Consider the following 26,119-nt stretch of genomic DNA (forward strand, 5'->3'; position numbering starts at 1 on the left):
ATTGGGCCGGCGATCAGGAGCGGCGGAAGGCCGCGTGGTGCACGTGGCTGAGGCTTTCCATCACGGCAATGCCCAGGGCGCGGATCTCTGCGCTGGGATGGACCAGGTCGGGCACCATGACGGTCTGCATGCCGGCGGCATGGGCGGCGCGGACGCCGGTGTGGCTGTCCTCGAGTGCCAGGCAATGCTCCGGCGCAACGCCCAGGCGATGGGCCGCCGTCAGATAGGGCTCGGGATGCGGCTTGGGATTGAGCACATCGTCGCGGGTGACGATGGTCTGGAACAGATCGAGCAGGCCGGCGGCGCCCAGGTGATGCGTGGCATGGGGATGGCGCGACGAGGTGGCGACGGCGGTGGGAATGCCGCGCGCCTTGAGGTCGCTCACCAGTTCGCGGGCCCCGGCCTTGAGCGGCACACCGGACTGGCTGCGCTCATGCATGATGATGCGGCAGCGCTGGTCGAACAGCGTATAGGGAAAGGCTACGCCATAGGCCTCGATCAGCAACTGATTGGTGCGCTCGTGGCTGCCCCCGACCATGGAGAGGTGCACATCGTCGGTCATCTCAAAGCCCAGCTCGTCGCAGACCTCAAAGACGATGGTGCGGAACACGGCCTCGGTATCGAGCAGGGTCCCGTCCATGTCAAAGATCACGGCCTGGAAGGGGTCAAGGTCAAGGGTGTCGAACTGGCTGGTCATCTGCCTCGATATAGGGCGATTTTCGTAAACGCGCCAGACTGCACCGGCGAAAGGCAGGGTTGCGCTGTCCCCGTACCGAACGGCTGTGCTAGCCTTGACCCGACATGAGTGATTTCCAGCCGGCCCGCAACCATGAGACGCTGGGCGACGCTTTCTTTGATCGCGTCGCGCCTGCGGCTTTTCCCCAGACCATCCTGCGCCATCGCGATCAGCGCTGGGCTGCCCGCATCGGACTTGACGGGCTCAGCGATGCGGACTGGCTCGCCCATTTCGGCCGGTTCGAGCCGCTGCCCGGCTCGCTGCCACAGCCGCTGGCGCTGCGCTATCACGGCCATCAGTTCCGCAGCTACAATCCCGACCTGGGCGACGGGCGCGGCTTTCTCTTCGCCCAGGCGCGCGATCTCGCGGACGGGCGCCTGCTCGACATGGGCACCAAGGGCAGCGGCAAGACGCCCTGGTCGCGTGGCGGCGACGGGCGGCTGACGCTCAAGGGCGGCGTGCGTGAGGTGCTGGCCAGCGAAATGCTGGAGGCGCTGGGCGTTTATACCTCCAAAAGCCTGTCGCTGGTGGAAACTGGCGAGCAGCTCTATCGCGGCGACGAGCCTTCCCCCACGCGCTCGTCGGTGCTGGTGCGGCTCAGCCACAGCCATATCCGCATCGGCACCTTCCAGCGCCTGGCCTATCTCGACGATACCGCGGGCCTGCGCCAGCTGCTGGACTATGCCATTGCCCATTATTATCCGGCGCTGGACGGGGTGGCCGACCCGGCTGCCGCCTTTCTCGCGGCGGTGACCACCCGGGTGGCCCGGCTGGGCGCGCAGTGGATCGCTGCCGGCTTTGTGCATGGCGTGCTCAATACCGACAATATCAACATCACCGGCGAGAGCTTTGACTACGGGCCGTGGCGCTTCATCGAGCGCTATGACCCCGCCTTCACCGCCGCCTATTTCGACGAGACGGGGCTTTATAGCTTCGGCCGACAGCCCGATGCCTTGGCCTGGAACCTGACCCGGCTGGCCGAATGCCTCGTGCCGCTCTCCAGCATCGACGCGCTGGAGCCGGCGCTGAACCAGATCTGGCCGGTGTTCCAAGACGAATTGCCGCGACAGATGCTGCGGCGACTGGCGCTGGTGCCGCATGGTGATGCGCGTGACGGCGAGTTCGTCACGGCGCTGTTCGGCTTTCTCACCACAAGCCAGGCGCCCTATGAACAGATGCTGTTTGATTGGCGCGGCGGCGTGGCCAGTGTGGAGCGCGCGGCGCGCAGCCCGTCTGCGGGATTTTACGCCAGCGAGGCCTTCCGGCCAATCGCCGATGCGCTCGAGGGCTATCAGAGCGCAGATGACAACAATCTCGGCCATGCCTATTTTGCCCGGCAACGCCCACGCAGCATGTTGATCGATGAGGTCGAGGCGATCTGGGCGCCGATTGCTGCCGATGACGACTGGTCGGGCTTTGCGGCGGCGCTGGCCGATATTGCCGAGATGCGCCAGGCGCATGGCCTGGGCTGAGGAGACAGAGATGACGCTTTATGCCCTTGATGGCATTGCCCCCGAGATCGACCCCGACGCCGCCTGGATTGCGCCCACAGCAGTGCTGATCGGGCGCGTGGTGGTCCAGGCCGATGCCGGCGTCTGGTTTGGTGTGGTGGCGCGTGGCGACAATGAGCCCATCATCATCGGGGTGGGCAGCAATGTGCAGGAGAACTGCGTGCTGCATACCGACATGGGCTATCCGCTGACCATTGGCGCCGGCTGCACCATTGGCCACAAGGCCATGCTGCATGGCTGCAGCATTGGCGACAATACCCTGATCGGCATGGGCGCCACCATTCTCAATGGCGCGCGCATCGGGCGGGACTGCCTGATCGGCGCCGGCGCGCTGGTCACCGAGGGCAAGGACATTCCGGATGGCTCGCTGGTGGTGGGCGCGCCGGGCAAGGTGATCCGTGCTCTCGACGCAGCGGCCATCGAGGGGCTGCGCCGCTCGGCCGACAATTACATCCGCAATGCCCGCCGCTTTGCTGCGGGCCTGGTCGACGTGACAGCCCGTCCCACCGATTTTGAGCCGGCCTGAGATGGCAGCCGACAGCAGCGAGCGCCACCGCGCCATCATCGAGCTGGCCCGCCAGCAGTCCCGGGTCACCGTGGATGATCTGGCGAGCCGCTTTGGCGTCTCGGTGCAGACCATCCGCAAGGACCTCAACCTGTTGTGCGACCAGCGCCAGCTGACGCGGGTGCATGGCGGGGCGACGCTGCCTTCTGGGGTGGAGAACCTTGAATATGAGGCGCGGCGCCGCATTGCCGCCGAGGCCAAGGCGGCCATTGGCCGGGCGGCAGCGGCGATCATTCCCAATGATGCCTCGCTGTTCATCAACATCGGCACCACCACCGAGGCAGTCAGCCAGGCGCTGCTCGACCATACGGGGCTGTTGGTCGTCACCAACAACATCAATGTCGCCAATCGCATGCGGGTCTATCCGCGCTTTGAGGTGGTGATCGCCGGCGGGGTGGTGCGCCCCTCCGACGGGGGCGTGGTGGGCGAGGCGGCGGCGGGTTTCTTCTCGCAGTTCAAAGTGGACTATGCGGTCATCGGCGCCTCGGCGCTTGATGCCGACGGGGCGCTGCTCGATTTCGACTATCGCGAGGTGCGCGTGGCCCAGGCCATCATGGCCAATGCACGCCATGTGATCCTGGTGGCCGACCAGGGCAAGTTCAGCCGCTCGGCGCCGGTACGCATTGCCCGAATCGACCAGGTGGGTACCTTTGTCACCGATCACTGCCCGATCGAGGGGGTGCGGACACTGTGTGCCAATGCAGGGGTGACATTGATCGAAACTGACACGCTGTCAGATATTTAGCAGTCTGCTAACCATCAGATCAGCTAGTTGATCCTGGTAATCCCCGACTAAGTGTCTCGGTCCATTATGGACTCAGGCCGGAATGGTCGAAGGATAGTGCATCGCTGTGACCGCCAAGCCTATGCCAACGCAGGATAGCCGGCCGAGCTGGCTGAAACCTATCTTCATTCCCGCCATCATTGCCCTGGTGGTGGTGCTGGCCGGTGCCATGCTGCTGGACCGGCAGAACTCGGTGCTGTCGCAGGCGCGCGTTCGCGCCACGGTGGCCTCGGATGTGTCGCTGCTCCGCGCCAAACTGGAAGGCAATATCAACGGCAATTTCCAGCTGGTGCGCGGCCTGGTCTCGACGCTGTCGACCGAGCCGGACATGTCGGAGACCCGTTTCTCCATCCTGGTGGCCAAGCTGTTCGAGGAACGCAGCCAGCTGCGCTCAGTGGCCGCGGCGCGCGACCTGGTGGTGCATCTGATGTATCCCCTGGCTGGCAATATGCCGGCGATGGGGCTGGACTACCGGCGCAATGCCGAGCAGCGCGATGCCGTGCTGCGGGCACGCGACACCGGCAAGCTGGTGCTGGCCGGGCCGATCGAACTGGTGCAGGGCGGCAGCGGCTTTCTGGGGCGCTTCCCGGTGTTTGTCGACACGCCAGCCGGCGAGCAGTTCTGGGGCGTGGTGTCGGCGGTCGTCGACGAACAGCGTCTCTATGCCGATAGCGGCCTGCTGGACGCATCGCAGGATTTGGATATCTCCATCACCAGCACTGGCTCCACCGACGCCGCGATGCCCCCTTTCTTCGGGTCGGACCTGACGGCCGCCGATCCGGTGACTGCCGACGTCATGTTGCCATCGGGCAAGTGGGTCATCGCCGCGGCTCCCAAGGGCGGTTGGGGGGCGGCGAGCAATGATCTCTGGCTGTTCCGCCTGGGCCTGGCCAGCGCGGCGGCACTGATCATGCTGCCCATTGTCACCATCGGGCGGCTGCTGGTCGAACGGCAGCAGCATTCGCGCCTGCAGGCGCAGCGCGAAATCGAGCTGGCGCGGGTGTCCCGCCGCCTGTCGCTGGCGCTGGATGTTTCCAAGGTGGGCGTGTGGGAACTCGATCTGGCCAGCGGCGAGGAAAGCTGGGACGATCGCACCAATGAACTCTATGGCCTGCCGGCCGACAGCGGCCCGCGCAACCACGACAATTGGAAGGCGGCCGTGCACCCCGACGACCAGGCGCGGGCCGAGGCGGATTTCCGCCGCATGATCCGCACCGGCCGCTATGAGTCCGATTATCGCGTGCTGCTGCCCAGCGGCCAGTTGCGCTATGTGCGGTCCATCGCCGCGCTCTATCGTGAGCCCAACGAGCCCGAGCGCGTGGTCGGCGTCAATTGGGACGTGACGGCAGATGTGACGCGGAGCGAAGACCTGCGTCGCGCCAATATGCTGACCGATGCGCGCAATCGCGAGCTGGAGGCCGCCCGCGTCCGTATCGAGCACAATGCGCTGCACGACAGTCTGACCGGCCTGCCCAATCGCCGCTATCTGGATGAGAAGCTGCGCCTGCATGCCGAACGCGGCCAGCAGAGCGGCAGCGCGCTCAACCTGCTGCATATCGATCTGGACCGCTTCAAGCAGATCAATGACACGCTGGGCCATGCGGCCGGCGACGCCATGCTCCGGCATATGAGCGCCGTGCTGCGCCAGACCTGCGGGGACACCGATTTTGTCGCCCGCGTGGGGGGCGACGAATTCGTGGTGCTCACCACCACGCGGGACAATGACGACTATGTGCGCACGCTTGCCGAGCTCATCATTGCCCAGATGCGCCAGCCGCTCGACTATCAGGGCCACCAGTGCCGCTGTGGCGTCAGCGTGGGCATTGCCTCGGAGTGCGACAGCGCGCTCGATGCCAAGCGCCTGCTGATCAATGCCGATATCGCGCTGTACCGGGCCAAGGCGCGCGGCCGCAACCGCTACGAATATTTCTCCGAAGTGCTGCAGGCCGAGGTGGTCAAGACCAAGCGCGTGGCCGACGAGATCCTGAGCGGGCTCGAGCGGCAGGAATTCGTCGCCTGGTTCCAGCCGCAGTTCGACGCCCATACGCTCGCGGTGGTGGGGGTCGAAGCCCTGGCCCGCTGGAACCATCCGACCGAGGGCCTCAAGACGCCCGACAGTTTCCTGTCGATCGCCGAAGACCTCAATGTGATGGCCACCATCGACCGGATGATGCTGGAACAGTCGCTGGCCTGCCTCGAGCGCTGGGACCGCATGGGCCTTGGCATGCCGCGCGTTTCGGTCAATGTCTCGCTGCGGCGCCTGCATGATGCCGAACTCATCACCGGCATGCGCAAGCTCGACATCGCGCCGGGGCGCATCTCGTTCGAACTGGTGGAATCGATCTATCTGGACGACAGCGACGAGATCGTCGGCTGGAACATCGACCAGCTCAAGGAACTGGGCGTGGATGTCGAGATCGACGACTTCGGCACCGGCTATGCCTCCATTGTCTCGCTGCAGAAGCTGCGCCCAACCCGGCTCAAGATCGACCGTCAACTGGTGATGCCGATCCTGAATGATCTGCAGCAGCGGCAATTGCTGACCTCGATCATCGACATCGGCAAATCGATGGGCATCGAGGTGATTGCCGAGGGTGTGGAAACCATGGAGCATGCCGCGATCCTGCGCGACCTGGGCTGCGATATCCTGCAGGGCTATGCCCTGTCGCGGCCGCTAAGCGCGGCGGGCCTGGAAGCCTTCCTCACCCAGAGACAGCCCCTGGCTGCGTCCTGATCGGGCTGGGCCCCTTCTCAAATCTGTCCCCGTGGTCCATTGATCCCCGCATAATCGGTTGCGGAGGATGGCTGGCATGGCTGACGGGAATGGGCGGTTCGTCCTAGGTGTGGTGGGCGCGGGCATGGGGGCCAAGCCGCATGGGTTGGCGCTGCAGTCGCTGGCCGATTCCATTGCCGTGCTGGGCGTCTTTCGTCGCAACCGGGCCGAGCTGGAGGCGTTTTGCAGCACCTATGGTCTTCCCGCAGCGCCGAGCTATGAGGCCATGCTGGCCGATCCGCGGCTCGATGCCGTGCTGGTGCTGACACCGCCCAATGCGCGCGAGGACATCGTGGCGGCTGCGGCCGCAGCGGGCAAGCATGTGCTGCTCGAAAAGCCGGTGGAGCGCACCGTCGCTGCCGCCGAGCGCATTGTCGCCACCTGCGACGCCGCCGGCGTGACGCTGGGCGTGATCTTCCAGCATCGGTTCCGGCGCGCCTCGCGTTTTCTGGCCCAGGCCATTGCCGAGGAGCGTTACGGTCGGCTCGAGGCGGTGCATCTGGTGGTGCCGTGGTGGCGGCCGCAGGAGGGCTATTACAGCCAGCCCGGCCGCGGCACGCTGGCGCAGGACGGCGGCGGGGTGCTGATCACCCAGGCCATCCATTCGCTCGATCTGATGCTGAGCCTCTGCGGGCCGGTCAAAGCCGTGACGGCCATGGCCGCCACCACGCGGCTGCATCAGATGGAGACCGAGGATTTCGTCAGCGCCGGGCTCGAATTTGCCAATGGCGCGGTCGGGGCGATGATGGCGACCACGGCGAGCTTTCCTGGCGGGCCGGAGAGCCTGACGCTCAATTTCGCGCATGCTTCGGCGACGCTGACGGCCGGCAATCTGACGGTGCGGACCATGGAAGGCGAGACCATTACCGAGGGCGAAGCCAGCCAGGGCGGCGGCGGCGCCGACCCCATGGCGTTCCCGTTTGACTGGCATGCCGCCCAGATCGCCGATTTCGCCGCATCCGTGCAGGGCGGACGCCCGCCGGTGTCGACGGGCCATTCGGCGCTACAGGTCCACCGGTTGATCGACGCGCTGATGCGGTCGGCCAAGGCCGGGGCGCGCGTGCAGCTGTGATTGGGAGATGATACGGCGCCGGCGGGTTCTGCCCGCCAGCGCCGATGACTTACTGCGCCAGCGCGGCCTTCTTGGCCAGGCGCGCGCGAATGCTGGCGACATCGGCCTTGGGCGTTGCGGCAAAGAGGGTGCGCGTATAGGCGTGCTGGGGATCGGCAAACACCGCATCGCGGCTGCCATGCTCGACCACATCGCCGTAATACATCACCATCACCTCGTCGGCGATGTAGCGCACAACGCTGAGATCGTGGCTGATGAACACATAGGTGAGGCCAAACTCGTCCTGCAGATCCTTGAGCAGATTGAGCACCTGGGCCTGCACGCTGAGATCGAGCGCGGAGACCGGCTCGTCGAGCACGAGGAAGCGCGGATTGAGCATCAGCGCCCGGGCAATGGCGATGCGCTGGCGCTGGCCGCCCGAGAACATGTGCGGATAGCGATTGAAGTGCTCGGCGCCAAGGCCAACCTTGACCAGCATGGCCATGGCCTTCTCGCGCCGCTCGGCCGCCGACAGGCGCGTGTTGAGCAGCAGCGGCTCGGACAGCACATCGCCGATCTTCTGGCGTGGATTGAGCGAGCCATAGGGATTCTGGAACACGATCTGCACCTTCTGGCGCATCTCATGGGTGACGTGATGGCTATCCACCGCCTGGCCGTCGATCAGGATTTCGCCTGCCGTCGGGGCGTCGATCAGCGTGATCATGCGGGCCAAGGTTGACTTGCCGCAGCCGCTCTCGCCCACCACGGCCAAGGTCTTGCCCTGAGCCAGGCTGAAGTTCACGCCCTTGACCGCATGGACCACCTTGGGCGCCCGGAACAGGCCGCCGGAGCTGGTATAGTCGCGTTTGAGATCGCGGACTTCGAGAACGGGTGCGCTCATGGCTGGGCCCCCGGCGCCGGCTCAAAGACAAAATCGGACACTGTGGGCAGACGGTCGCCCACCGCATTGTCGGGCAAGGCCGACAACAGGGCGCGTGTGTAATTGGAGCGGGGGTTCTCAAACAGGGAGAGCACGTCGGCCTCCTCCATCTTGTGCCCCTTGTACTGCACGATGACCCGGTCAGCGGTCTCAGCAACCACGCCCATGTCATGGGTGATCATGATCAGACCCATGCCATGCTCGGCCTGGAGCCGCACCAGGAGATCGAGGATCTGCTTCTGGATGGTCACGTCGAGCGCCGTGGTCGGCTCGTCGGCGATCAGCAGCTTGGGATTGCAGGCAATGGCCATGGCAATCATGACGCGCTGGCACTGGCCGCCACTCATCTGGTGGGGGAAGGCGCCGAGGCGCTCGGCCCCGTCGGTGATGCCGACCAGGCGCAAGAGCTCTATGGCCCGCTCGCGCGCTGCCCGACCATGCAGGCCCAGATGCTCGGAGAGCACCTCCTCGATCTGGAAGCCGATGGTGAAACAGGGATTTAGGCTCGCCACCGGCTCCTGGAAAATCATGGCAATATCCTTGCCTATGATGAGGCGCCGCTCGGCCGGGGTCATGGTGAGCAGGTCTCTGCCTTCGAACTCCATGCGGTCGGCGGTGACCGTGGCCGAGGACGGCAAGAGGCCCATCACGGCCAGCATGGCCACCGATTTGCCGGAGCCGGATTCCCCGACGATGGCCAGCACTTCGCGGGCTTCGACCGAGACATCGATGCCGTCCACGGCCTTGAACAGGCCAACGGAGGTGTCGAAAGCGACCGTCAGATTGCGGATATCAAGCAGGGGCATATGGTCAGCTCCTCTTGAGCTTGGGATCGAGGGCGTCGCGCAGGCCGTCGCCGATCAGATTGATGGCCAGCACGGTGACGAGGATCGCCACGCCGGGGAAGGTCACCACCCAGGGCGCGCGGGTGATGAATTCACGCGCGGTGGCCAGCATGGTGCCCCATTCGGGCGTCGGCGGCTGGGCGCCCAGGCCGAGAAAGCCCAGCGCGGCCGCTTCGAGAATGGCGGCGGAAAAGCTCAGCGTCGCCTGGACGATCAGGGGCGCCAGGCAATTGGGCAGGATGGTGACCAGCATCAGGCGCACATGGCCGGCGCCGGCCAGGCGCGAGGAGGTGACATAGTCGCGATTGGCTTCCGACATCACCGCAGCGCGCACGAGGCGGGCAAAATGCGGCTGCAGCACCAGGGCGATGGCGAGCATGGCATTGACCAGGCCCGGCCCCAGCACGGCCACCAGCACCAGCGCCAGCAGCAGCGAGGGGAAGGCCAGGATAATGTCCATGATGCGCATGATGACGACATCGACCCAGCCGCGGAAATAGCCCGCGATCAGGCCCAGGGTGATGCCGCCGATCAGCGCCAGGGTGACCACCACCACGCCGATGACCAGCGAGAAGCGGGCGCCATACATCAGGCGCGAGAGCATGTCGCGGCCCACTGCGTCGGTGCCCAGCACATAGGTCCAGGAACCGCCGGCCTCCCAGGCGGGCGGCTTGAGCAGGGCGTCGCGATATTGCAGTTCGGGCGAATGGGGCGCCAGCACCGGCGCCAGGATGGCGATGGCCACCATGAAGCCGAGGACGACCAGGCCAATAACGGCGCCGCGGTTCTGCGAGAAGTAGTGCCAGAACTCGCGCAGGGCCGAGACCGGCCGCTGCGCCTGTGGCGAAGCGGAGGGGATCGAGGTCATGACTTCTGCACCCGGATTCTGGGATTGATGAAGGCGTACAGCAGATCGACCACCAGATTGACCAGCATGACGATTACGGCCACGATCAGGAGGCCATTCTGCACCACGGCATAGTCGCGCTTGTAGATGGAATCGACCAGCCAGCGGCCGATGCCGGGCCAGGAGAAGATGGTCTCGGTGAGGATGGCGCCGCCCATGAGCACGCCGATCTGGAGGCCAATCGTGGTCACCACCGGGATCAGCGCATTGCGCAGGGCATGCAGGCCAATCACGCGCCGCCCGCTCAGGCCCTTGGCCTTGGCGGTGCGCACATAGTCCTCGCCCATGACTTCGAGCATGGCCGAGCGGGTCTGCCGGGCGATGACCGCCAGCGGAATGGTGCCCAGCACGATGGTGGGCAGGATCAGATGGCGCAGCGCCGAAACAAAGCCATCGGGCTTGCCGGCAATCAGACTGTCGATCAGCATGAAGCCGGTGACGGGCTTGAAGAAGAACTGCAGGCCGATGCGGCCCGAAACGGGCGTCCAGCCGAGATAGCCGGAAAAGAAGATGATCAGCAGCAGGCCCCACCAGAAAATCGGCATGGAATAGCCGACAAGGGCGGTGCCCATCAGGCCCTGATCGAGCCAGCTGCCGCGCTTGACGGCGGCAAAGATGCCGGCCGGAATGCCCAGCACAATGGCAAAGACTAGCGCAAACAGCGCCAGCTCGACCGTGGCGGGAAAGAGCTTGAAGAACTCTTCGATCACCGGACGGTGGGTGGCCAGGGAATCGCCGAAGTCACCCTGGATGACCTGACCGATATAGCGGAAATACTGCTCCCAGATCGGCCGGTCGAAACCATATTTGGTGACCAGGGCCGCGTAGCGCTCGGCGCTGACGCCGCGCTCGCCGGAGAGAGCCAGAATGGGGTCGCCGGGGATCAGCCGCACGAAGCCGAACGAGCATATGGTAATGCCGATCAGCGTCGGGATGACCAACGCGAGTCTGTTGATGATGTATCTGAGCATGGTGCAATGGCCAGCGGCGCCGGATCAACCGGCGCCGCCAGGCCTCATGGCTTATTCGGCAACGTCGACGTTGTCGAAACGATGCATGGCCAGCGGATCCATGGTGTAGCCGATGACCTTCTTGCTCATGGGCATGTAGATGGTCGAGTGCGCCATCAGGAAGGCGGGCTCTTCACGGGTCATGACTTCCTGAGCCTTGGTGTAGATCTCGGCGCGCTTGGCCGGATCAGTCTCGAGCACACCCTGCTTGATCAGGTCTTCGAACTCGGCATTGTTCCAGATCGAGTAGTTCTGGGTGCCGATGGCAGCCGCGCCGAACAGCACGGCAAAGAAGTTGTCCGGATCACCATTGTCGCCGCCCCAGCCGATCTGGAAGGCGCCGGGACGATCGGCCTTGGCGCCGTCGATGCGGTACTGCGTCCATTCAACGGTGTTGATGGTGGCCTTGACGCCAACGGCAGCCCAATCCTGCTGAATGATTTCAGCGGACCGTGCAAAGCTCGGGTTGTAGGAACGCGCGCGGTCCGAAGCCCACAGCTCGATCTCGGTCACACCCTTGGCAGCCAGGATTTCCTTGGCCTTCTCGGGATTGTATTCCTGCTCGGGCGTTGCGGCGTTGTACGACCACATGGTGGGCGGGATCAGGTTCTTGGCGGGCTCGGCATTGCCGGCACCGAACAGGGCCTCGACCAGCGCAGGCTTGTTGATGGCCATGCTGAGCGCCTTGCGCACTTCCACGTCATCGGTGGGCGCAACGGTGGTGTTGTAGCTCATGTAGCCGATGTTCAGGCCAGCCTGATCGAGCACAACCAGATCCGGATTGTCCTTGAGCGAGGCGATATCGGTCGGATTGGGGTAGCTCATGATGTCGCATTCGCCAGCCAGCAGGCGCTGGGTGCGCGCGGTGGTGTCGGGCGTGATGGCGAAGATCAGGTCGTCGAGCGCAACCTTGCCCTTGAAGTAGTCCGGGAAAGCGGCGTAGCGGATGACCGAATCCAGCTGATAGTCGACATACTGGAACGGGCCGGTGCCGATCGGCTTGGCAGCGAAATCGGCAGCCTTGCCTTCGGCCTGCAGCTTGTCGGCATATTCCTTGGAGACGATGGACGCGAAGTCCATGCCCAGGTTGGCCAGCATGGGCGAGTTGGGCGAATTGAGCACGATCTTGACCGTCAGATCGTCAACCTTGACCACTTCCTTGATGTAGGACGGCATGGCCATGGCTTCGTAGTATTCATACTGGCTGTCAGCCAAATAGGCATTGAACGGGTTGTCTGCCTTGAACTGGCGCTCGAAGGAGAACACCACGTCGTCGGCGTTCAGGTCACGGGTGGGCGTGAAATAGTCGGTGGTGTGGAACTTGGTGCCCGGATGCAGGTGGAAGGTGTATTCCAGACCGTCCGCGGAAATTTCCCAGCTGTCAGCCAGACCGGGTTCAATGGCGGTTTCGCCGTGCTTGAACTCAACCAGGCGGTTGTAGATCGTGCGAGCAGACGCGTCGAAGTCATTGCCGCCGGTCGCCATGGCCGGATCGAAATGCTTGGGCGACGCTTCCGAGCAGTAGATCAACTGCTTGGCCTGGGCAGCACCGACTGCGAGCGCGATGATGGCGGTTGCCGCCAGCAGGCTTTTCATCAATTTCATGATTGTTGTCTCCCGAAAGATCTTTGCGCACCGGTTTGCCATCCGGGCTTGGCGGTCAACAAAGCCTAGAATCCGGGGGAGTGCAATGGGGGAGTTTGACCATTTGGTCAATTGGATGACAGTCAAAGCCCTCTTCCACAGGATTGGACGGAATTGAGTTTATCCGTACGGTCGCCCACATCGAGCCCCTTGACCACAGGTGTGCGGCTGGTGCTCCCTTGGCCCTATGGCAAAAACTATCGCAACAATGACCCTTGTGGTCGCCGATTATGATGCGGCGATCGTATTTTACCGTGACCAGCTGGGCTTTGCCCTATTGGCCGACACCGATATGGGCAGCGGCAAGCGCTGGGTGCTGGTCGGTCCGCGCGACGGCGGCGGCACACGGCTGCTGCTGGCCCGCGCCGATGGACCAGCGCAAATGGCTGCCGTCGGCGACCAGACGGGCGGCCGGGTGATGGGCTTTATCGAGACCGATGATTTCGCAACCGAACACGCCGGCATGCTGGCGCGGGGCGTGGTGTTCCGCGAGGATCCGCGCCACGAACCCTATGGCACGGTGGCGGTGTTTGAAGATCTCTACGGCAATCTTTGGGACCTGATTGAACCGCGGCCACAATAGCACCAGATCAGGTGTCTAGCCTTGGCTGAAACAGCAACAATGGAGAGCTTGCATGGACCGCCGCCCGATCGGACGCAGTGAACTTGTCATCGAACCGCTGGTGCTGGGAGGCAATGTCTTCGGCTGGACGGTCAACGAGGAACAGGGTTTTGCCATTCTGGACGCCTTTGTCGAGGAGGGCTTTACCGCCATCGACACCGCCCAGGGCTATCCCAATTGGGTGCCGGGCAATCCGCCCGGGATGAGCGAGACCATTATCGGCAAGTGGATGAAGGCGCGCGGCAACCGCGATGCCGTCCATATCTTCACCAAGGTCAATTCGGCCAATGAGCCGGGTGGCCTGGCGGCCGGGCCGGTGGCCCAGGGGTTTGCAGACTCCCTGGCGCGGCTCCAGACCGATTATGTCGACGTCTATTTCAGCCATTGGCCGGACCCCAAGACCAGCCACGAAGAGACGCTGGCTGCTTACGACCCGATGGTCCGGGCCGGCAAGGTGCGGGTGCTGGGCGCCTCGAACTATACCGCAGACATGGTCAAGGCAGCGCAGGAGACGGCGATCGTCAAATCGCTGCCGCGCTATGAAGTGCTGCAGCCGCGCTACAATCTCTATGACCGCGCCGAATTTGACGCGCTGCGCGACACGGTGATCGCCCAGGAGATGGGCACCGTGGTCTACTACAGTCTCGCCTCCGGCTTCCTGACTGGCAAATACCGTAGCGAGGCCGATTTCGGCAAATCGCAGCGCGGCGGCGGCATGGCGAAGTATCTCGATGCCAAGGGCAAGGCCATCCTGGCCGCGCTCGACGGCGTGGCCAAGGCGCATGATGCCACCCCGGCAGAAGTGTCGCTGGCCTGGCTGGTCGCCCAGCCGGGCGTCACCGCCCCGATCGCTTCGGCGACCTCGGTGGAACAGGTGAAAAGCCTGGCGCGCGGCGTGCGGCTCAAGCTCAGCGCCGCAGAAATCCAGACGCTGACCGACGCCGGTCGCTAGTCGATATAGCCGCCAAGACAAAGGCCCCGGGACGCGTCCCGGGGCCTTTGCATGTAATGGTGTCAGCCGGTCCTGCCGGCTGCAGCCTACCACTCGAAATCTGGGCCGTTGACGCGGGCGCCCATCAGGAAGACGTCGCTCATCAGGCGGAGCGGGGCGGCATCGACGTCGCTGCGGCCAGCGTCGAGCAGGTCGGCGAAATGGTCATACATGGCGGCATATTCCGCATCGCCATGCTGCAGCACCAGCTCGTCATTGATACGCAGGCTGCGGCCGCCGCCTTCGAGCCGCAGCACATCGCCGGTGCCGGTCTCAAAGCGGATGGTCCAGATCTCGCCGCTCTCTTCGAGCCAGTTGAAGCCGGCCGACATCACCGGCTGATGCGGCTGGCCGGACTTGAAGGTGATCTCGACATCGATCGGGGTCTGCCGATTGGCCGGGAACGTCAGCTTGCTGGCGCTGACAAAGGCCGGGAAGGGCATGACCTTGGTGAAGATGGAGAGGGCATTGATACCCGGATCGCAGACGCCAAAGCCACCGGGCTCCCAGACCCAATCCTGGCCCGGATGCCATTTGCGCACGCTTTCGCGCCAGTCGATGCGAGCCGAGACCACGCCCTGTTCGGCCAGGATCGCCTTGGTGCGGTCGACGGCGGCGTTATACTGGCTGTGCCAGGTCTGATAGAGCACGCGGCCCAGTCGGTCGGCATGGGCGACGAGATCGTCGAGCTCGGAAATGGTGGTGGTTGGCGGCTTTTCCATCATCACATCCTTGCCGGCGTCGAGCGCCTCGCGGACATATTGATGGCGAATGCCGGGCGGGGTGCAGATCGAGACCAGAGAGATTTCCGGCATGGCGGCGAAGAGTTCGCCGGGGGTCTTGAACACCGGCACGCCATGGTGACCCACGCCGCGCGTCGAGACCGTCGCGGCCAGCTCAAAATCCTCGGATTGATCAATCACCGGCAGGTGCTGATCCTGCGCGATCTTGCCCACACCGATAACGGCGATCTTGCGTTTGGCCATGCTCCGGCTCCTCAGGAAAAGTCGGGCGTATAGAACAGACGCGCCCCCACTCTGCCAAGTGGATTTGTATGATTATTTTGGCGGCTGCCAGAGCTCGATGGGATTGCCCTCGGGGTCCTGGATGCGGGCGAAACGACCGGTCTCCGGCGTGTCCCATTCGTCAGGCCGGGTCTCGACGGTAATGCCGGCGGCACGCAGCGTCGCCAGGAGGCCATCGAGATCATCGACGCGCAGATTGATCATCCATTGCCGGTCGGCGGGAAAATAGCTGGTGTCGGCCTTGAATGGTGCAAAGACCGTCATGCCGGCGTCCTGGCTCCAGAAGCCGGGAATGCCCAGATGCTGCTCATACCATTGCCCGAGTGCGTCAGTGTCGCGCGCCCGGAAAAATACGCCGCCAATTCCGGTGATCCTGACCATGGCGTCACTCCTCTGAAACGCGGCGTATAGCAAGGCTATGCCAAGACGCCTCGTTTGACTAGCGGATCAGGATCGCCCGGAAGTCGTTGACATTGGTGCCCGTCGGACCAGTCATCAGCAGGTCGCCAATGGCCTGGAAGGCGCCATAGGCGTCGTTATTGGCCAGCGCCGCCAGGGGATCGACACCGGCATGGCGCAGGCGCGTGGCGGTGGTGCCATCCACCATGGCGCCGGCATTGTCCTGCGAACCATCGATGCCGTCGGTGTCGGCAGCCAGGGCGGTGATGCCGGGCACGCCGTCGATGGCAATGGCCAGGGCCAGAAGGAACTCGGCATTGCGCCCGCCCCTGCCCTTGCCGCGCAGCGTCACTGTGGTCTCGCCACCCGAGAGCAGCACCACGGGCTTGGCGAAGGGGCGGTTGCGCGCGGCGATCTCGCGGGCCATGGCCGCATGCACCTGGGCCACGTCGCGGGACTCGCCCTCGATGGAATCGGACAGAATGGCGGCCTCGACGCCGTGCCGACGCGCCAGCTCTGCCGCGGCCTCAAGCGAGAGGGCGGCCGAAGCAATGGTGCGCACGCTGTTGTGGGCAAACGTGAGGTCGCCGGTGGTGGGCGCCAGATTGTCTTCGCCGGCCAGAAGGGCCTGGGCATGAGGCGGCAGCGCGATCCGATAGAGGCTGACATATTTGCGCGCCAGCGAGCGATTGCCGCCAAGCGGAATGGTGGGGCCGGAGGCCACCAACGCCGGATCGTCGCCGGGCACGTCCGAGACCACCAGGGTGGCCACCCGCGCCGGGCGGCAGCGGGCGGCGAGGCGCCCGCCCTTGATGGCGGAGAACTGGTTGCGCACCAGGTTCATCACGCCGATGGGCGCGCCAGAGGCGAGCAGCGCGCGGTTGATGGCCTGCTCATCGTCCAGCGACAGGCCGGGGGCCGGCGCAGGCAGCAGGGCCGAGCCGCCACCCGAGATCAGTGCCACCACCAGATCATCGTGGCTCAGCCCGGACACGGTCTCCATAATGCGGCGGGCGGCCAGAAAGCCAGCCTCATCGGGCACGGGATGGGCCGCTTCGACGATCTCGATGCGCTCGCAGGGCTCGGCATAGCCATAGCGGGTGACCACCAGTCCGGTGATGGGGCCATCCCAGGCCAGCTCAAAGGCGCGGGCCATCTGCGCCGAGGCCTTGCCGGCGCCGATCACCACGGTGCGGCCACGCGGGCGCTCGGGCAGATTCTGGCTGACAGCCAGCGCCGGCTGCGCCTGGGCCACTGCGGTGTGGAACATCTGCTCGAGCAGGCTAGTGTCCATTGTCTCTCTCGCCTTGCGATTCGCCGCGGGTGACGATAGCCAGCATCAGGGGCGCCGTCAGTGTCAAACCCCTGACACACTAGCCCAATAGCGGCAGGGCAAGGAGTTCCGATGACCGAACGATTCGCGATTTACTACGCCCCGTCCGCAACGAGCAATCTTTGGGAGCGTGCCGCCACCTGGCTGGGCCGCGACGCCGCCAATGACGAGATCCTGAGTGGTCCAGTGGCCGGCATTGACCGCGACCGCTTGCTCAACCTCACCCAATCGGCCAATCGTTATGGCTTTCATGCCACCATCAAGGCGCCGATGGCGCTGGTGGATGGCGCGACGGAAGCCGATCTGCGCACGGCGCTGGCCAGCTTTGCCGTGCAGCACCAGCCGGTCGCCCTGGGCCGGCCCAAGCTGGAATCGCTGGGCGGCTTCCTGGCGCTGCTGGTGGAGCCCAATGAGGCGCTGCAGGATTTCGCCGCCTATGTGGTCGAGGAATTTGACAGCTTCCGGGCGCCTATGAGCGTCAAGGATCGCGCCGCCCGGGCCAGCCGTGGCCTCAGCGAGCGGCAGGTGGAACTGCTCGACGCCTATGGCTACCCTTATGTGTTCGAGGAATTCCGCTTCCACATGACGCTGACCGACCGGCTGGGCGAAGCCGATGCGGCCGAGATCGGCCGGGCCGCCGCCACCTGGTTCAAGCCGGTGCTGGAGGACGAACTGGTGCTCGATCGTCTGAGCCTGTTCCACGAGCCTGATGCCGGCCAACCGTTCCGCCGCATTGCCGATTTCAAGCTGGGGGCCGCCGAATGACGGCTCAGGCGCTGCGCAACGCCCGGCTGGTGCTGGCCGACCGGGTGGTGGACGGCAGCCTTTCTGTTGCAGAAGGGCTGATCGCGGCCATCGACACCGGCGTCAGCCAGGTGGGCGAGGACATGGAGGGTGATTTCCTCATCCCCGGCCTGATCGAACTGCACACCGATCACCTCGAAAACCACTATCGCCCGCGACCCGGCGTGTTCTGGGATCCGCTGGCGGCGCTGCATGCCCATGACGTGCAGGTGGCCGGATCGGGCATCACCACAGTGTTCGATTCGGTGCGCGTGGGTTCGGATACCGACATGCCCGAGATGGGCAGCCATGTCGAAAAGCTGACCTCGGCGATTGCCACGGCCGGCCGCGACGGCTGGCTGCGTGCTGAACATCTGGTGCATTTGCGCTGCGAACTGCCCAGCCACGATGTGATCGTGCAGTTCGAGGCTCATGCCAGCCATCCGCAAACGCGGCTGGCCTCGATGATGGATCATACGCCCGGCCAGCGGCAGTTCCGCACGCTGGAGGCCTATAAGCGTTTCTACAGCATCGGGCGCACGCCCGAGGAGCTTGATCGCTACATCGCCGACCGGCTAGCCGACCATGCCCGCTATTCGGCGCCGCACCGCAGCCATATCGTCAAGCGGGCGCGCGAACTGGGTCTGGCTTTGGCCAGCCATGACGACGCGACGCTGGCCCATGCCGAAGAAGCCATTGCCGATGGCGTGGCGATCTCGGAATTCCCAACGACGCTGGAAGCTGCCGCTGCCGCCCATGACGGCGGGCTGGCGATTCTGATGGGCGCGCCAAATGTGGTGCGTGGCCGCTCGCACTCGGGCAATATCGCCGCGACCGATCTGGTGCGGGCGGGACTGTTGGACATTCTGAGTTCGGACTATGTCCCCTTTGCCCTGCTGCAGGCGGCCTTTGTGCTGCCTCGGCAGGTGGACGGACTGGGGCTGCCCGAGGCTGTGGCCAAGGTCACGCTCAACCCAGCCAAAGCAGCCGGGCTCACCGACCGCGGAGAAATTGCACTGGGCAAGCGCGCAGACCTTGTGCGCGTCAGCATGGTAGGCGATCTTCCCGTGGTGCGCAGCGTCTGGCGGCAAGGCAAAAGGGTAAGCTGATATATGGCGCGACCGCTCGGTTCTCTGGTCCTGGTCGTTGGTCCCTCGGGGGTTGGCAAGGACACGCTGATCGATGGCGCCAGCCGAGCCCTGGATAATGACAAACGGTTCGTCTTCGTGCGTCGGGTGGTGACCCGCCCGGCCGATATCGACCTGGACGAGCATGATCCCCTGCCCCCCGAAGACTTTGCGCGCGCCGAAGCAGCCGGACGCTTTTGCCTCACCTGGGACGCGCACAATCTGCGCTATGGCCTGCCGATCAGCGTGGAAACCGACATTGCCCTGGGCAAGACAGTGGTGGCGAGCGTGTCACGCCATGTGGTCGCAGAGGCGATGGCGAAATACCCCGCCTGCGCGGTGGTCATGGTGACGGCCGAAATCTCGCTGCGCGCCGAGCGGCTGATTGCCAGGGGCCGCGAGAGCCGCGACCAGGTGACCTCGCGCCTTGCGCGCGAGACGGCAGCGGTGCCCAGCGGGGTGGATCCGGTGATCATTGACAATTCCGGATCGCTGGCAATTGGCGTGACTGCCTTTGTCATGGCCCTGCGCGCCATCGCCGCCCAAGAATAGACACGCTTTGCGTCCCAATAGAGCCATTGATCGATAGTGCTTTGTTGAGGAACAGGAGCTCGCATGAGCCGCAATGGACTTTACGCCGTCATCGCCATCTTGCTGATCGCGGTGGTTGGCTTTGGCATCTACAGCTACCAGCAACAGCAGGCCCAACCGGGCATTGAAGTGAAGGTGGACAGCAATGGGATCTCGATCGATGGCAACGGCTGACCGCGACACATCGCGGCGCGCCGTTATCGCTGCGGCCATAACCGCTGAGCTGGCGCGTCAGGCCGATGCCGGCGCCACCGGGTTTGACATCGAGGCGATTGCCACGGCCGTCGAAGCTGCGCTCGATGCGCCCGAGCGTATCGATGAAGGCAAGCGCCCCAACGAGCTCAACGCCACCAATGATGACTAGATAACACGGTGCTGGTGCGCGCGACGCGCCAGCACCGTTTGGTTTCAGGCGGCGGGCGACAGCCCGTCGCGGACAGCCTGCGACACGGCCACATGGGCCAGTTCGACCGAGGCGAATTCCTGGCCATCGATGGCAAAGGCCGGCAGCTTGACGGCGAGAAAGCGGTAGCCCTGGCCGTGCGGAACCACGACGCCAAGCGGCTCCCCGGCGACTTCTATGACAATGGGCTTGTGGGCCTTGGCCCGATCGAGATTACGTTCCAGCATGGGTGGATGCTCCACTTGCGCGTCGTGACGGGGAATCGAATGAGCAACACCTGCTCCATCCGGGCCGACAACGCTGGGGGTCTATCGAAGTTGTGAGACGAAGGTGTGACGGATCACATTCGTTTGCAGCGACAGGTCCCTTGCCAGCGTTTTACGCCGCGCATCTGGGTGCGTACGAGCGCATGACCGGCATGGATGGTGAAGCAATGGGATGTATTCATCTTCAATCCTTTCCTGCGGGTGGTTGGCACGTACACTGCATCGCCATGTGACGATGCAAGGGCAAGATAGGCGCGTTTGCCGTTGAAAGCTAGGGTGCGGCAAACCACAGATTGCAGAAAAGACAAAAAAGCCTGCTCGACTTTCGTCGCAGAACACCAGTTTGTCGCATTCTGGCCGGCGCCGTCCGATTTGTGCCATAGGGTGCGGCGCGCTTGAACTGTGCCGGACAATCTGGTCATGTCATCTGCGTAAACGTGATCGCCATTCTCGGGCGATGCGAGAGGTATCAGTGGTGCCGGACGACGAACTGCCGAAAATTAACAAGGCCAAGCGCGGTGCCAAGCCGTCCGGCAAACCGACGCTCAAGACCATTGCGCAGATGACCGGCTTTGCGGTGACCACCATTTCGCGTGCGCTCAACAATGCGCCCGAACTGGCGCAGGAAACGCGCGACCGGGTGCAGAAGATCGCCGCTGAAATCGGCTATCTGCCTGATCGCGCGGCCCTGCGGCTCAAGACCGGGCGGACCAATGTGATCGCGATGGTGCTCGAGCCCGATGAGCAGATCTATGGCTTTGGCTCATCGATCGTGAGTGGGCTGACCGAGGCGCTGCGTGGCACGGCCTATCACCTGGTGATCATGCCCTTGTTCCGCAATGTCGAGCCGATGGAACCCATCAAGCATATCGTGCGCAACCGCATGGCCGATGGCGTCATCTTCTCGAAGGCCGAAAGCTTTGACGAGCGCATCCGTTTCCTGATCGAGAATGATTTTCCCTTCGTCACCCATGGGCGCAGCCGCTGGCCCGAGGCGCATCCATCGGTGGATTTCGACAATGAAGCCTATGCCTATGGCGCTACGCTGCGGCTGGCTGCCAAGGGCTGCCGCCGGGTGTCGATCGTGCTGCCCGACAGCGCCCTGACCTATACCGAGCATCTCAAGGCCGGCATTGCCCGGGCGGCCCAGGAAGTGGGTATCGCCTATGAATTTGCCGCCGACGTCAATCTGAGCAGCGCGAACGATGCGATCCGCAATTACGTGATCAAGCGCAGCAGGCGGCCCGATGGTCCCGATGGCTGGGTGTGTGCCTCGGAAGTGTCGGCGCTCGCAGTGATCAGTGGCATCGGTGAGGCCGGGCACAAGGTGGGCGGCGATGTGCATGTGGTGACCAAGCAGGCCACGCAATTGTTCGCCCAGTTCCAGAGTGGCGCCGAAACGGTGTTCGAGGATTTCACCGAATCCGGCCGGACCCTGGGCTCGCTGCTGCTGCGGCGCATTTCCGGGGATACGGGCGATCTGCGCGCGCTGGCCCAGCCGGTCTTTACCTGGGCCGACTAGTCAAGGACGGCCTCAGCCCTCGATTTCCTCGCGCAGGATTTCCAGCTCCATCCACTGCTCTTCTGCGGCGGCGCGCTTGGCCTCGGCGGCGAGCAGTTCCTGGGATTTTTCGGCGAAGCCGCGGGGGTCACGGGTATAGAAGTCCGGCTTGGCCAGCGCGGTGTTGATGGCCTGGATTTCCGCCTCGAGCTTTTCGATCTGGGCGGGCAGGGTTTCGAGCGCGTGCTTTTCCTTGAAGCTCATCTTGCGCTTGGCTGGCGACGGCGTGGCCGCAATGGGGGCCATGGCAGTCTTGCCTGGGCGATGCACCTTGGCGGCGGAGCGCGCCTGCACGCCCTCACCGCGCTGGATCACCATGTCGGAATAGCCGCCGGCATATTCGGTCCAGTTGCCATCGCCCTCGGCGATGATCACCGAGGTGGCGACACGATCGAGGAAATCACGGTCATGGCTGACGACCACCACGGTGCCGGCATAGTCGCTGACCATTTCCTCAAGCAGGTCGAGGGTTTCGAGATCCAAATCATTGGTGGGCTCGTCGAGCACCAGGAAGTTGGACGGCAGCGACAGGAGGCGCGCCAGGGCCACGCGGGCCCGTTCGCCGCCAGAGAGCTTGCCGATGGGGGTATTGGCCTGCTCAGCGGTGAACAGGAAATCCTTCATATAGCCCACGACATGCTTGGGCTGGCCGTTGATCTGCAGCGTGTCTGAACCGCCGCCGGTCAGCGCATCGCGCAGCCGGGTTTCCGGATCAAGCTTGGCGCGGCCCTGGTCGAGCATGGCCAGTTCGAGGGCCGAGCCGAGCTTGATGGTGCCGCTATCGGGCTTGAGCATGCCGGTGAGCATCTTGATCAGCGTGGTCTTGCCGGCGCCATTGGGGCCGACAATGCCGATGCGGTCGCCGCGCAGCACGCGGGTGGAGAAATCGCCCACGATGGTGCGGTCGCCATAGACCTTGGTGATGTTCTCGGCTTCGACCACCAGCGCACCGGAGGTGCGGCCCTCGGTGGCCTGCATATTGACCGCGCCGGTCACCTTGCGCTGTTCGCGCCGATCCTGACGCAGGCCGGCCAGCCGCTCCATGCGGCCGACATTGCGCTTACGCCGGGCGGTGACGCCATAACGCACCCAATGCTCTTCGCGCACGATCTGGCGATCGAGCTTGTGGCGGTCGCGCTCTTCTTCTTCCAGCACCTGGTCGCGCCAGGCCTCGAAATCGCCGAAGCCCTTGTCGAGGCGCCGGGTCAGGCCGCGATCGAGCCAGACAGTGGAGCGGGTGAGGTCGCTGAGGAAGCGCCGATCGTGGCTGATCAGCACCATGGCCGAGCGCATGGAATCGAGTTCGGACTGCAACCATTCGATCACCGGCAGGTCGAGATGGTTGGTCGGTTCGTCAAGCAGCAGGATATCGGGCTTGGGCGCCAGAACGCGCGCCAACGCGGCGCGGCGCCCCTCGCCGCCCGACAGGGTGCGCGGATTTTCGGTGCCATTGAGGCCCAGCGAGCTCAGCAGATATTGCGCGCGGTACTCGTCGTCGCCCGGCCCCAGGCCCGCTTCGACGTATTCGAGCGTGGTCGCATAGGCGCTGAGATCTGGCTCCTGCGGCAGATAGCGCAGAGTAGCGCTGGGCTCGACAAAGCGCTGGCCGGCGTCGTGGCCGACCTCGCCGGAGGCGATCTTGAGCAAGGTCGATTTGCCCGAGCCGTTGCGCCCCACCAGGGCGATGCGCTGCCCGGGGGAAACGATGAGTTCAGCGGCCTCGAGCAGGCGGGTGCCGCCGAAGGTCAACTGGATGTTTTGAAGCGAAAGAAGGGGTGCTGCAGCCATGTCCGCGGATAGAGCATAGCCGGCGCCCAAAGGGAAGCTGGTTCGCGGTCCAAACGCCCGCTTGCGGAGCCAGGCAATGGCCAGACAAGGAAAGGCCGGCCAAGGCGTTGAGGACCCGGACCGGCCTGGGGAGACGGCAGCAGCAAGCCCCGCTCGTCGGGCGGCGTCAGGGGTGGACCTAATGGGTCCAGACGCATGCGCCCGATGGCTCAGACTAGAGCACGCCTAAATATGATTGTCAAACTCATATTTGTTTGACGGATGTATCTCGCGTCAGCCTCAGTGCAGGGGCACCGAGACAGCCTCGATAGCGGTCAGGCCCAGGCGATCGCGGATGGAGCGTTTCTTGCTGGCGAGATCGGCGACTGTATAGCCGGCCAGAACCTCGAAGAAGGCTCCAAGTGCCTCGCGCAGCGCGCCATTGAGGTCGCATTCCCCCACCAGCGGGCATTCGGAGCCCTCTTCGAAGCATTCGGCCAGCGCGAAACTCTCTTCGGTGAGGCGAATGATATCGAGCAGGGTGATGTCTTCGGCCTTCTTGCCCAGACGAATGCCGCCATGGCGACCGCGCACGGTGGCCAGCAGGCCCGCTTCAACCAATGGCTTGATCAGCTTGAACAGGAAGAGCTCGGAAATGTTGTAGGCCTTAGCCACGTCGGCCACCCGGCTCAGGTCCGGTTCATTTACGGCGCAGTACACAAGGGTGCGGATTGCATAGTTGGACTGACGGGTCAGACGCACATTGAACCTCTTAGCAGGCGCCACCCGGACGGCCCGATGACGGCAAGGACAGCACAGCGATCCAGATCGATGCGCTGGCCGTATATTATAACCATTCTAAGCTATGTCAACGAAACATGATGGGGTCATTCATATTTAAAGGGCCCGCGTTGCCTCTGGACAGGACCTTAAATTCTGCTAATGGATTTAAGGAAAGGGAGATTATCGACGTTGAGTAAGACAATCACGCGGGCCATGCTCGCGGAAGCGGCAGCGCGGAGGACAGGGCTGCACAAAGCCGACATCGCGCCGTTTGTGGACAGCATGTTCGCTCACATGGCGGCTGCTCTCATGGACGGCGAGAATGTCAAATTGACGGCATTCGGGTCGTTTCAGGTGCGCAAGCGCGCCGAGCGTCTTGGCCGCAACCCCCGCACGGGCGAAGAGCACAAGATATCGCCGCGCCAGACGGTGGTGTTCACGCCAAGCGCGCAGCTGCGCGAAACGCTCGATGCCGTTGAGCTGCCCCCGGCTGACGCCAAGGCGAAGGCCAAGGAAAGCGTCGATAGCTAGGACGTAGGCTCGCGCCAGGCCGGCGCGGCCAGGTCAAGCGCCCTCTTGCGACCTGCGACCCGGCTGCAGCCGGGCCACCGTTGCGCCAATAGACAGTCCTGACTGCCTCCGGTCAGCGCAGGGCGCGACCAGTCTCATCAAACAGATGCACGCCATGGTCGGGCAGACCGATATGGATGGTGTCATGCAGCTTGAGGTCGGGCGCACCATCGAGCTTGACGGTGATCATCTCGCCGCCTGGCAGCTCGACATAGGCCAGGGCATATTCGCCGAACTGCTCGATCACCGACAGCGTGCCAGAGAAATGCGCGGTCTCGGGTGTGGCCAGGTGCAGATGCTCGGGGCGCACGCCCAGGGTCCGCGCCTTGGACAATTGCCCATGGGCAATGGAGAGCAGCTTGCCGCCAGGCAGGCGCAGGCCGCCAGCATGCTGCTCGACCGCAGTAAAGTTCATGCGCTGGCTGGCGATGAAGCCGGCCACGAAGATATTGACCGGGTTTGAATAGAGCTCGAGCGGGCTGCCGACCTGCTCGATCCGCCCGGCGTTGAGCACCACGATGCGGTCGGCGAGGGTCATGGCCTCGACCTGATCATGGGTCACATAGATCATGGTGGCGTCGAGCGTATCGTGCAGCTTGGCGATCTCGATGCGAGTCTGGGCGCGCAGGGAGGCGTCCAGATTGCTCAGCGGCTCATCGAACAGGAACACCTTGGGGTCGCGCACGATGGCTCGGCCGATAGCCACGCGCTGACGCTGGCCGCCCGAGAGCGCCTTGGGCATGCGTTCGAGATAGTCCTCAATCTGCAGGATGCGCGCCGCTGCCCGCACGCGCTGATCCACCTCCGCCCGCGGCGTCTTGGCCAGTTTGAGGCCGAAGGCCATATTGTCGTAGACCGTCATATGCGGATAAAGCGCATAGGATTGGAACACCATGGCAATGCCACGCTTGGGCGAGGGCACGTCATTGACCAGCACGCCCCCGATCGAGATGTCGCCGCCGCTGATCGGCTCAAGCCCGGCGATCATGCGCAGCAGTGTGGACTTGCCGCAGCCCGAGGGCCCGACGAAGACGACGAACTCGCCCGATTTGATGTCGAGGTCGACGCCATGGACCACCTCGACACTGCCGTAGGATTTGCGGATACCGCGCAGGGACACATCAGCCATAGC

The 26,119-nt window shown here is 64.2% G+C and carries 28 protein-coding genes; 14 read left to right on the forward strand and 14 right to left on the reverse strand.

Features of this window, described 5'->3' with window-relative positions:
* Positions 1–13 precede the first annotated feature (13 nt).
* Complete coding sequence (locus E8M79_RS01480) at positions 14–697, reverse strand: HAD family phosphatase (RefSeq protein WP_137150158.1); 684 nt, start codon at positions 695–697, stop codon at positions 14–16.
* A 104-nt stretch (positions 698–801) separates the two neighbouring features.
* On the opposite strand from E8M79_RS01480, the gene E8M79_RS01485 reads away from it, so the two are divergent.
* The 5 genes from E8M79_RS01485 (at position 802) to E8M79_RS01505 (ending at position 7,441) form a co-directional block, all read left to right on the forward strand.
* Entirely contained in the window at positions 802–2,208 is a 1,407-nt protein-coding gene (locus tag E8M79_RS01485; protein ID WP_137150159.1) for a protein adenylyltransferase SelO, read from the forward strand.
* Between the two features lie 10 nt (positions 2,209–2,218).
* A complete protein-coding gene (locus tag E8M79_RS01490) occupies positions 2,219–2,773 on the forward strand; it encodes a gamma carbonic anhydrase family protein (RefSeq protein WP_137150160.1) in 555 nt (184 codons plus the stop codon).
* Between the two features lies 1 nt (position 2,774).
* Positions 2,775–3,557, forward strand: coding sequence for a DeoR/GlpR family DNA-binding transcription regulator (locus E8M79_RS01495; protein WP_137150161.1), 783 nt, complete (start codon positions 2,775–2,777; stop codon positions 3,555–3,557).
* A 106-nt stretch (positions 3,558–3,663) separates the two neighbouring features.
* Entirely contained in the window at positions 3,664–6,330 is a 2,667-nt protein-coding gene (locus E8M79_RS01500) for an EAL domain-containing protein (RefSeq protein ID WP_349236033.1), read from the forward strand.
* Between the two features lie 76 nt (positions 6,331–6,406).
* The gene (locus tag E8M79_RS01505; protein WP_137150162.1) at positions 6,407–7,441 is read left to right on the forward strand and encodes a Gfo/Idh/MocA family oxidoreductase; all 1,035 of its coding nucleotides are present in this window, start codon (positions 6,407–6,409) and stop codon (positions 7,439–7,441) included.
* 49 nt (positions 7,442–7,490) lie between these two features.
* Here E8M79_RS01505 and E8M79_RS01510 read toward each other — a convergent pair whose 3' ends face one another.
* Genes E8M79_RS01510 through E8M79_RS01530 form a run of 5 tightly spaced genes read right to left on the reverse strand, consistent with a single transcriptional unit; the run spans position 7,491 to position 12,727 of the window.
* On the reverse strand, positions 7,491–8,321 hold the full coding sequence (locus E8M79_RS01510) for a dipeptide ABC transporter ATP-binding protein (RefSeq protein ID WP_137150163.1): 831 nt from the start codon (positions 8,319–8,321) through the stop codon (positions 7,491–7,493).
* Positions 8,318–9,166, reverse strand: a complete 849-nt coding sequence (locus tag E8M79_RS01515) for an ABC transporter ATP-binding protein (protein WP_137150164.1) — start codon at positions 9,164–9,166, stop codon at positions 8,318–8,320. The genes E8M79_RS01510 and E8M79_RS01515 overlap by 4 nt, the downstream gene beginning before the upstream one ends.
* Positions 9,167–9,170: 4 nt before the next feature.
* Entirely contained in the window at positions 9,171–10,073 is a 903-nt protein-coding gene (locus tag E8M79_RS01520; RefSeq protein ID WP_137150165.1) for an ABC transporter permease subunit, read from the reverse strand.
* A complete protein-coding gene (locus tag E8M79_RS01525) occupies positions 10,070–11,083 on the reverse strand; it encodes an ABC transporter permease subunit (protein ID WP_137150166.1) in 1,014 nt (337 codons plus the stop codon). The genes E8M79_RS01520 and E8M79_RS01525 overlap by 4 nt, the downstream gene beginning before the upstream one ends.
* 51 nt (positions 11,084–11,134) lie before the next feature.
* Complete coding sequence (locus tag E8M79_RS01530) at positions 11,135–12,727, reverse strand: ABC transporter substrate-binding protein (RefSeq protein WP_137150167.1); 1,593 nt, start codon at positions 12,725–12,727, stop codon at positions 11,135–11,137.
* A gap of 247 nt (positions 12,728–12,974) precedes the next feature.
* On the opposite strand from E8M79_RS01530, the gene E8M79_RS01535 reads away from it, so the two are divergent.
* Positions 12,975–13,349 carry a VOC family protein gene (locus E8M79_RS01535; RefSeq protein WP_248304857.1) on the forward strand — a complete coding sequence of 125 codons (375 nt, stop codon included), beginning with the start codon at positions 12,975–12,977 and terminating at the stop codon, positions 13,347–13,349.
* Positions 13,350–13,401: 52 nt separating this feature from the next.
* Positions 13,402–14,340, forward strand: a complete 939-nt coding sequence (locus E8M79_RS01540) for an aldo/keto reductase (RefSeq protein ID WP_137150169.1) — start codon at positions 13,402–13,404, stop codon at positions 14,338–14,340.
* Positions 14,341–14,426: 86 nt separating this feature from the next.
* Here the strand turns inward: E8M79_RS01540 and E8M79_RS01545 are convergent, their stop codons facing one another.
* The 3 genes from E8M79_RS01545 to E8M79_RS01555 all read right to left on the reverse strand — a co-directional run bounded on the left by E8M79_RS01545 (position 14,427) and on the right by E8M79_RS01555 (position 17,073).
* Complete coding sequence (locus E8M79_RS01545; protein WP_137150170.1) at positions 14,427–15,365, reverse strand: Gfo/Idh/MocA family oxidoreductase; 939 nt, start codon at positions 15,363–15,365, stop codon at positions 14,427–14,429.
* 72 nt (positions 15,366–15,437) lie between these two features.
* Positions 15,438–15,785, reverse strand: a complete 348-nt coding sequence (locus tag E8M79_RS01550; RefSeq protein ID WP_137150171.1) for a VOC family protein — start codon at positions 15,783–15,785, stop codon at positions 15,438–15,440.
* Between the two features lie 58 nt (positions 15,786–15,843).
* Positions 15,844–17,073 (reverse strand): glycerate kinase, encoded by a 1,230-nt coding sequence (locus E8M79_RS01555; protein WP_248304894.1) that lies wholly within the window; start codon positions 17,071–17,073, stop codon positions 15,844–15,846.
* 135 nt (positions 17,074–17,208) lie between these two features.
* On the opposite strand from E8M79_RS01555, the gene E8M79_RS01560 reads away from it, so the two are divergent.
* The 5 genes from E8M79_RS01560 (at position 17,209) to E8M79_RS01575 (ending at position 20,001) form a co-directional block, all read left to right on the forward strand.
* Positions 17,209–17,901: a DUF1045 domain-containing protein gene (locus E8M79_RS01560; RefSeq protein ID WP_137150173.1), complete on the forward strand. Its 693-nt coding sequence runs from the start codon at positions 17,209–17,211 to the stop codon at positions 17,899–17,901.
* Positions 17,898–19,028: an alpha-D-ribose 1-methylphosphonate 5-triphosphate diphosphatase gene (locus tag E8M79_RS01565; RefSeq protein WP_137150174.1), complete on the forward strand. Its 1,131-nt coding sequence runs from the start codon at positions 17,898–17,900 to the stop codon at positions 19,026–19,028. Before E8M79_RS01560 ends, E8M79_RS01565 begins: the two co-directional genes overlap by 4 nt.
* Positions 19,029–19,031: 3 nt before the next feature.
* Entirely contained in the window at positions 19,032–19,598 is a 567-nt protein-coding gene (phnN, locus tag E8M79_RS01570) for a phosphonate metabolism protein/1,5-bisphosphokinase (PRPP-forming) PhnN (protein ID WP_137150175.1), read from the forward strand.
* 63 nt (positions 19,599–19,661) lie between these two features.
* The gene (locus E8M79_RS18290) at positions 19,662–19,811 is read left to right on the forward strand and encodes a hypothetical protein (protein WP_171015662.1); all 150 of its coding nucleotides are present in this window, start codon (positions 19,662–19,664) and stop codon (positions 19,809–19,811) included.
* Positions 19,798–20,001 (forward strand): hypothetical protein, encoded by a 204-nt coding sequence (locus E8M79_RS01575; RefSeq protein ID WP_137150176.1) that lies wholly within the window; start codon positions 19,798–19,800, stop codon positions 19,999–20,001. The genes E8M79_RS18290 and E8M79_RS01575 overlap by 14 nt, the downstream gene beginning before the upstream one ends.
* A 44-nt stretch (positions 20,002–20,045) precedes the next feature.
* On the opposite strand, the gene E8M79_RS01580 is transcribed toward E8M79_RS01575, so the two are convergent.
* Both E8M79_RS01580 and E8M79_RS01585 read right to left on the reverse strand, forming a co-directional pair.
* Positions 20,046–20,267 carry a hypothetical protein gene (locus E8M79_RS01580; protein ID WP_137150177.1) on the reverse strand — a complete coding sequence of 74 codons (222 nt, stop codon included), beginning with the start codon at positions 20,265–20,267 and terminating at the stop codon, positions 20,046–20,048.
* A 113-nt stretch (positions 20,268–20,380) separates the two neighbouring features.
* Positions 20,381–20,728 (reverse strand): hypothetical protein, encoded by a 348-nt coding sequence (locus tag E8M79_RS01585; RefSeq protein ID WP_137150178.1) that lies wholly within the window; start codon positions 20,726–20,728, stop codon positions 20,381–20,383.
* A gap of 53 nt (positions 20,729–20,781) precedes the next feature.
* Between E8M79_RS01585 and E8M79_RS01590 the strand changes: the two genes are divergently transcribed.
* Positions 20,782–21,828 carry a LacI family transcriptional regulator gene (locus tag E8M79_RS01590; protein ID WP_248304858.1) on the forward strand — a complete coding sequence of 349 codons (1,047 nt, stop codon included), beginning with the start codon at positions 20,782–20,784 and terminating at the stop codon, positions 21,826–21,828.
* A 12-nt stretch (positions 21,829–21,840) separates the two neighbouring features.
* On the opposite strand, the gene E8M79_RS01595 is transcribed toward E8M79_RS01590, so the two are convergent.
* Together E8M79_RS01595 and rirA are read right to left on the reverse strand one after the other, a co-directional pair.
* Positions 21,841–23,655 (reverse strand): ATP-binding cassette domain-containing protein, encoded by a 1,815-nt coding sequence (locus tag E8M79_RS01595; protein ID WP_137150180.1) that lies wholly within the window; start codon positions 23,653–23,655, stop codon positions 21,841–21,843.
* A gap of 279 nt (positions 23,656–23,934) precedes the next feature.
* Positions 23,935–24,396 carry an iron-responsive transcriptional regulator RirA gene (gene rirA / locus E8M79_RS01600; protein ID WP_137150181.1) on the reverse strand — a complete coding sequence of 154 codons (462 nt, stop codon included), beginning with the start codon at positions 24,394–24,396 and terminating at the stop codon, positions 23,935–23,937.
* A 180-nt stretch (positions 24,397–24,576) separates the two neighbouring features.
* Between rirA and E8M79_RS01605 the strand changes: the two genes are divergently transcribed.
* Positions 24,577–24,948: an integration host factor subunit alpha gene (locus E8M79_RS01605; RefSeq protein WP_137150182.1), complete on the forward strand. Its 372-nt coding sequence runs from the start codon at positions 24,577–24,579 to the stop codon at positions 24,946–24,948.
* A gap of 112 nt (positions 24,949–25,060) precedes the next feature.
* Here E8M79_RS01605 and ugpC read toward each other — a convergent pair whose 3' ends face one another.
* Positions 25,061–26,116, reverse strand: a complete 1,056-nt coding sequence (ugpC, locus tag E8M79_RS01610) for a sn-glycerol-3-phosphate ABC transporter ATP-binding protein UgpC (protein WP_137150183.1) — start codon at positions 26,114–26,116, stop codon at positions 25,061–25,063.
* Positions 26,117–26,119 lie beyond the last annotated feature (3 nt).

Origin of the sequence: Devosia sp. FKR38 (assembly GCF_005222805.1) — a bacterium.
Classification (GTDB): domain Bacteria; phylum Pseudomonadota; class Alphaproteobacteria; order Rhizobiales; family Devosiaceae; genus Devosia.

Bases quoted from the DNA above. Each gene is read 5' to 3' on its own strand.
- E8M79_RS01480 (WP_137150158.1), bottom strand. From the start codon at position 697: ATGACCAGCCAGTTCGACACCCTTGACCTTGACCCCTTCCAGGCCGTG.
- E8M79_RS01485 (WP_137150159.1), top strand. From the start codon at position 802: ATGAGTGATTTCCAGCCGGCCCGCAACCATGAGACGCTGGGCGACGCT.
- E8M79_RS01490 (WP_137150160.1), top strand. From the start codon at position 2,219: ATGACGCTTTATGCCCTTGATGGCATTGCCCCCGAGATCGACCCCGAC.
- E8M79_RS01495 (WP_137150161.1), top strand. From the start codon at position 2,775: ATGGCAGCCGACAGCAGCGAGCGCCACCGCGCCATCATCGAGCTGGCC.
- E8M79_RS01505 (WP_137150162.1), top strand. From the start codon at position 6,407: ATGGCTGACGGGAATGGGCGGTTCGTCCTAGGTGTGGTGGGCGCGGGC.
- E8M79_RS01510 (WP_137150163.1), bottom strand. From the start codon at position 8,321: ATGAGCGCACCCGTTCTCGAAGTCCGCGATCTCAAACGCGACTATACC.
- E8M79_RS01515 (WP_137150164.1), bottom strand. From the start codon at position 9,166: ATGCCCCTGCTTGATATCCGCAATCTGACGGTCGCTTTCGACACCTCC.
- E8M79_RS01520 (WP_137150165.1), bottom strand. From the start codon at position 10,073: ATGACCTCGATCCCCTCCGCTTCGCCACAGGCGCAGCGGCCGGTCTCG.
- E8M79_RS01525 (WP_137150166.1), bottom strand. From the start codon at position 11,083: ATGCTCAGATACATCATCAACAGACTCGCGTTGGTCATCCCGACGCTG.
- E8M79_RS01530 (WP_137150167.1), bottom strand. From the start codon at position 12,727: ATGAAATTGATGAAAAGCCTGCTGGCGGCAACCGCCATCATCGCGCTC.
- E8M79_RS01535 (WP_248304857.1), top strand. From the start codon at position 12,975: ATGACCCTTGTGGTCGCCGATTATGATGCGGCGATCGTATTTTACCGT.
- E8M79_RS01540 (WP_137150169.1), top strand. From the start codon at position 13,402: ATGGACCGCCGCCCGATCGGACGCAGTGAACTTGTCATCGAACCGCTG.
- E8M79_RS01545 (WP_137150170.1), bottom strand. From the start codon at position 15,365: ATGGCCAAACGCAAGATCGCCGTTATCGGTGTGGGCAAGATCGCGCAG.
- E8M79_RS01550 (WP_137150171.1), bottom strand. From the start codon at position 15,785: ATGGTCAGGATCACCGGAATTGGCGGCGTATTTTTCCGGGCGCGCGAC.
- E8M79_RS01555 (WP_248304894.1), bottom strand. From the start codon at position 17,073: ATGTTCCACACCGCAGTGGCCCAGGCGCAGCCGGCGCTGGCTGTCAGC.
- E8M79_RS01560 (WP_137150173.1), top strand. From the start codon at position 17,209: ATGACCGAACGATTCGCGATTTACTACGCCCCGTCCGCAACGAGCAAT.
- E8M79_RS01565 (WP_137150174.1), top strand. From the start codon at position 17,898: ATGACGGCTCAGGCGCTGCGCAACGCCCGGCTGGTGCTGGCCGACCGG.
- phnN (WP_137150175.1), top strand. From the start codon at position 19,032: ATGGCGCGACCGCTCGGTTCTCTGGTCCTGGTCGTTGGTCCCTCGGGG.
- E8M79_RS18290 (WP_171015662.1), top strand. From the start codon at position 19,662: ATGAGCCGCAATGGACTTTACGCCGTCATCGCCATCTTGCTGATCGCG.
- E8M79_RS01575 (WP_137150176.1), top strand. From the start codon at position 19,798: ATGGCAACGGCTGACCGCGACACATCGCGGCGCGCCGTTATCGCTGCG.
- E8M79_RS01580 (WP_137150177.1), bottom strand. From the start codon at position 20,267: ATGCTGGAACGTAATCTCGATCGGGCCAAGGCCCACAAGCCCATTGTC.
- E8M79_RS01585 (WP_137150178.1), bottom strand. From the start codon at position 20,728: ATGACCAGATTGTCCGGCACAGTTCAAGCGCGCCGCACCCTATGGCAC.
- E8M79_RS01595 (WP_137150180.1), bottom strand. From the start codon at position 23,655: ATGGCTGCAGCACCCCTTCTTTCGCTTCAAAACATCCAGTTGACCTTC.
- E8M79_RS01605 (WP_137150182.1), top strand. From the start codon at position 24,577: ATGGATTTAAGGAAAGGGAGATTATCGACGTTGAGTAAGACAATCACG.
- ugpC (WP_137150183.1), bottom strand. From the start codon at position 26,116: ATGGCTGATGTGTCCCTGCGCGGTATCCGCAAATCCTACGGCAGTGTC.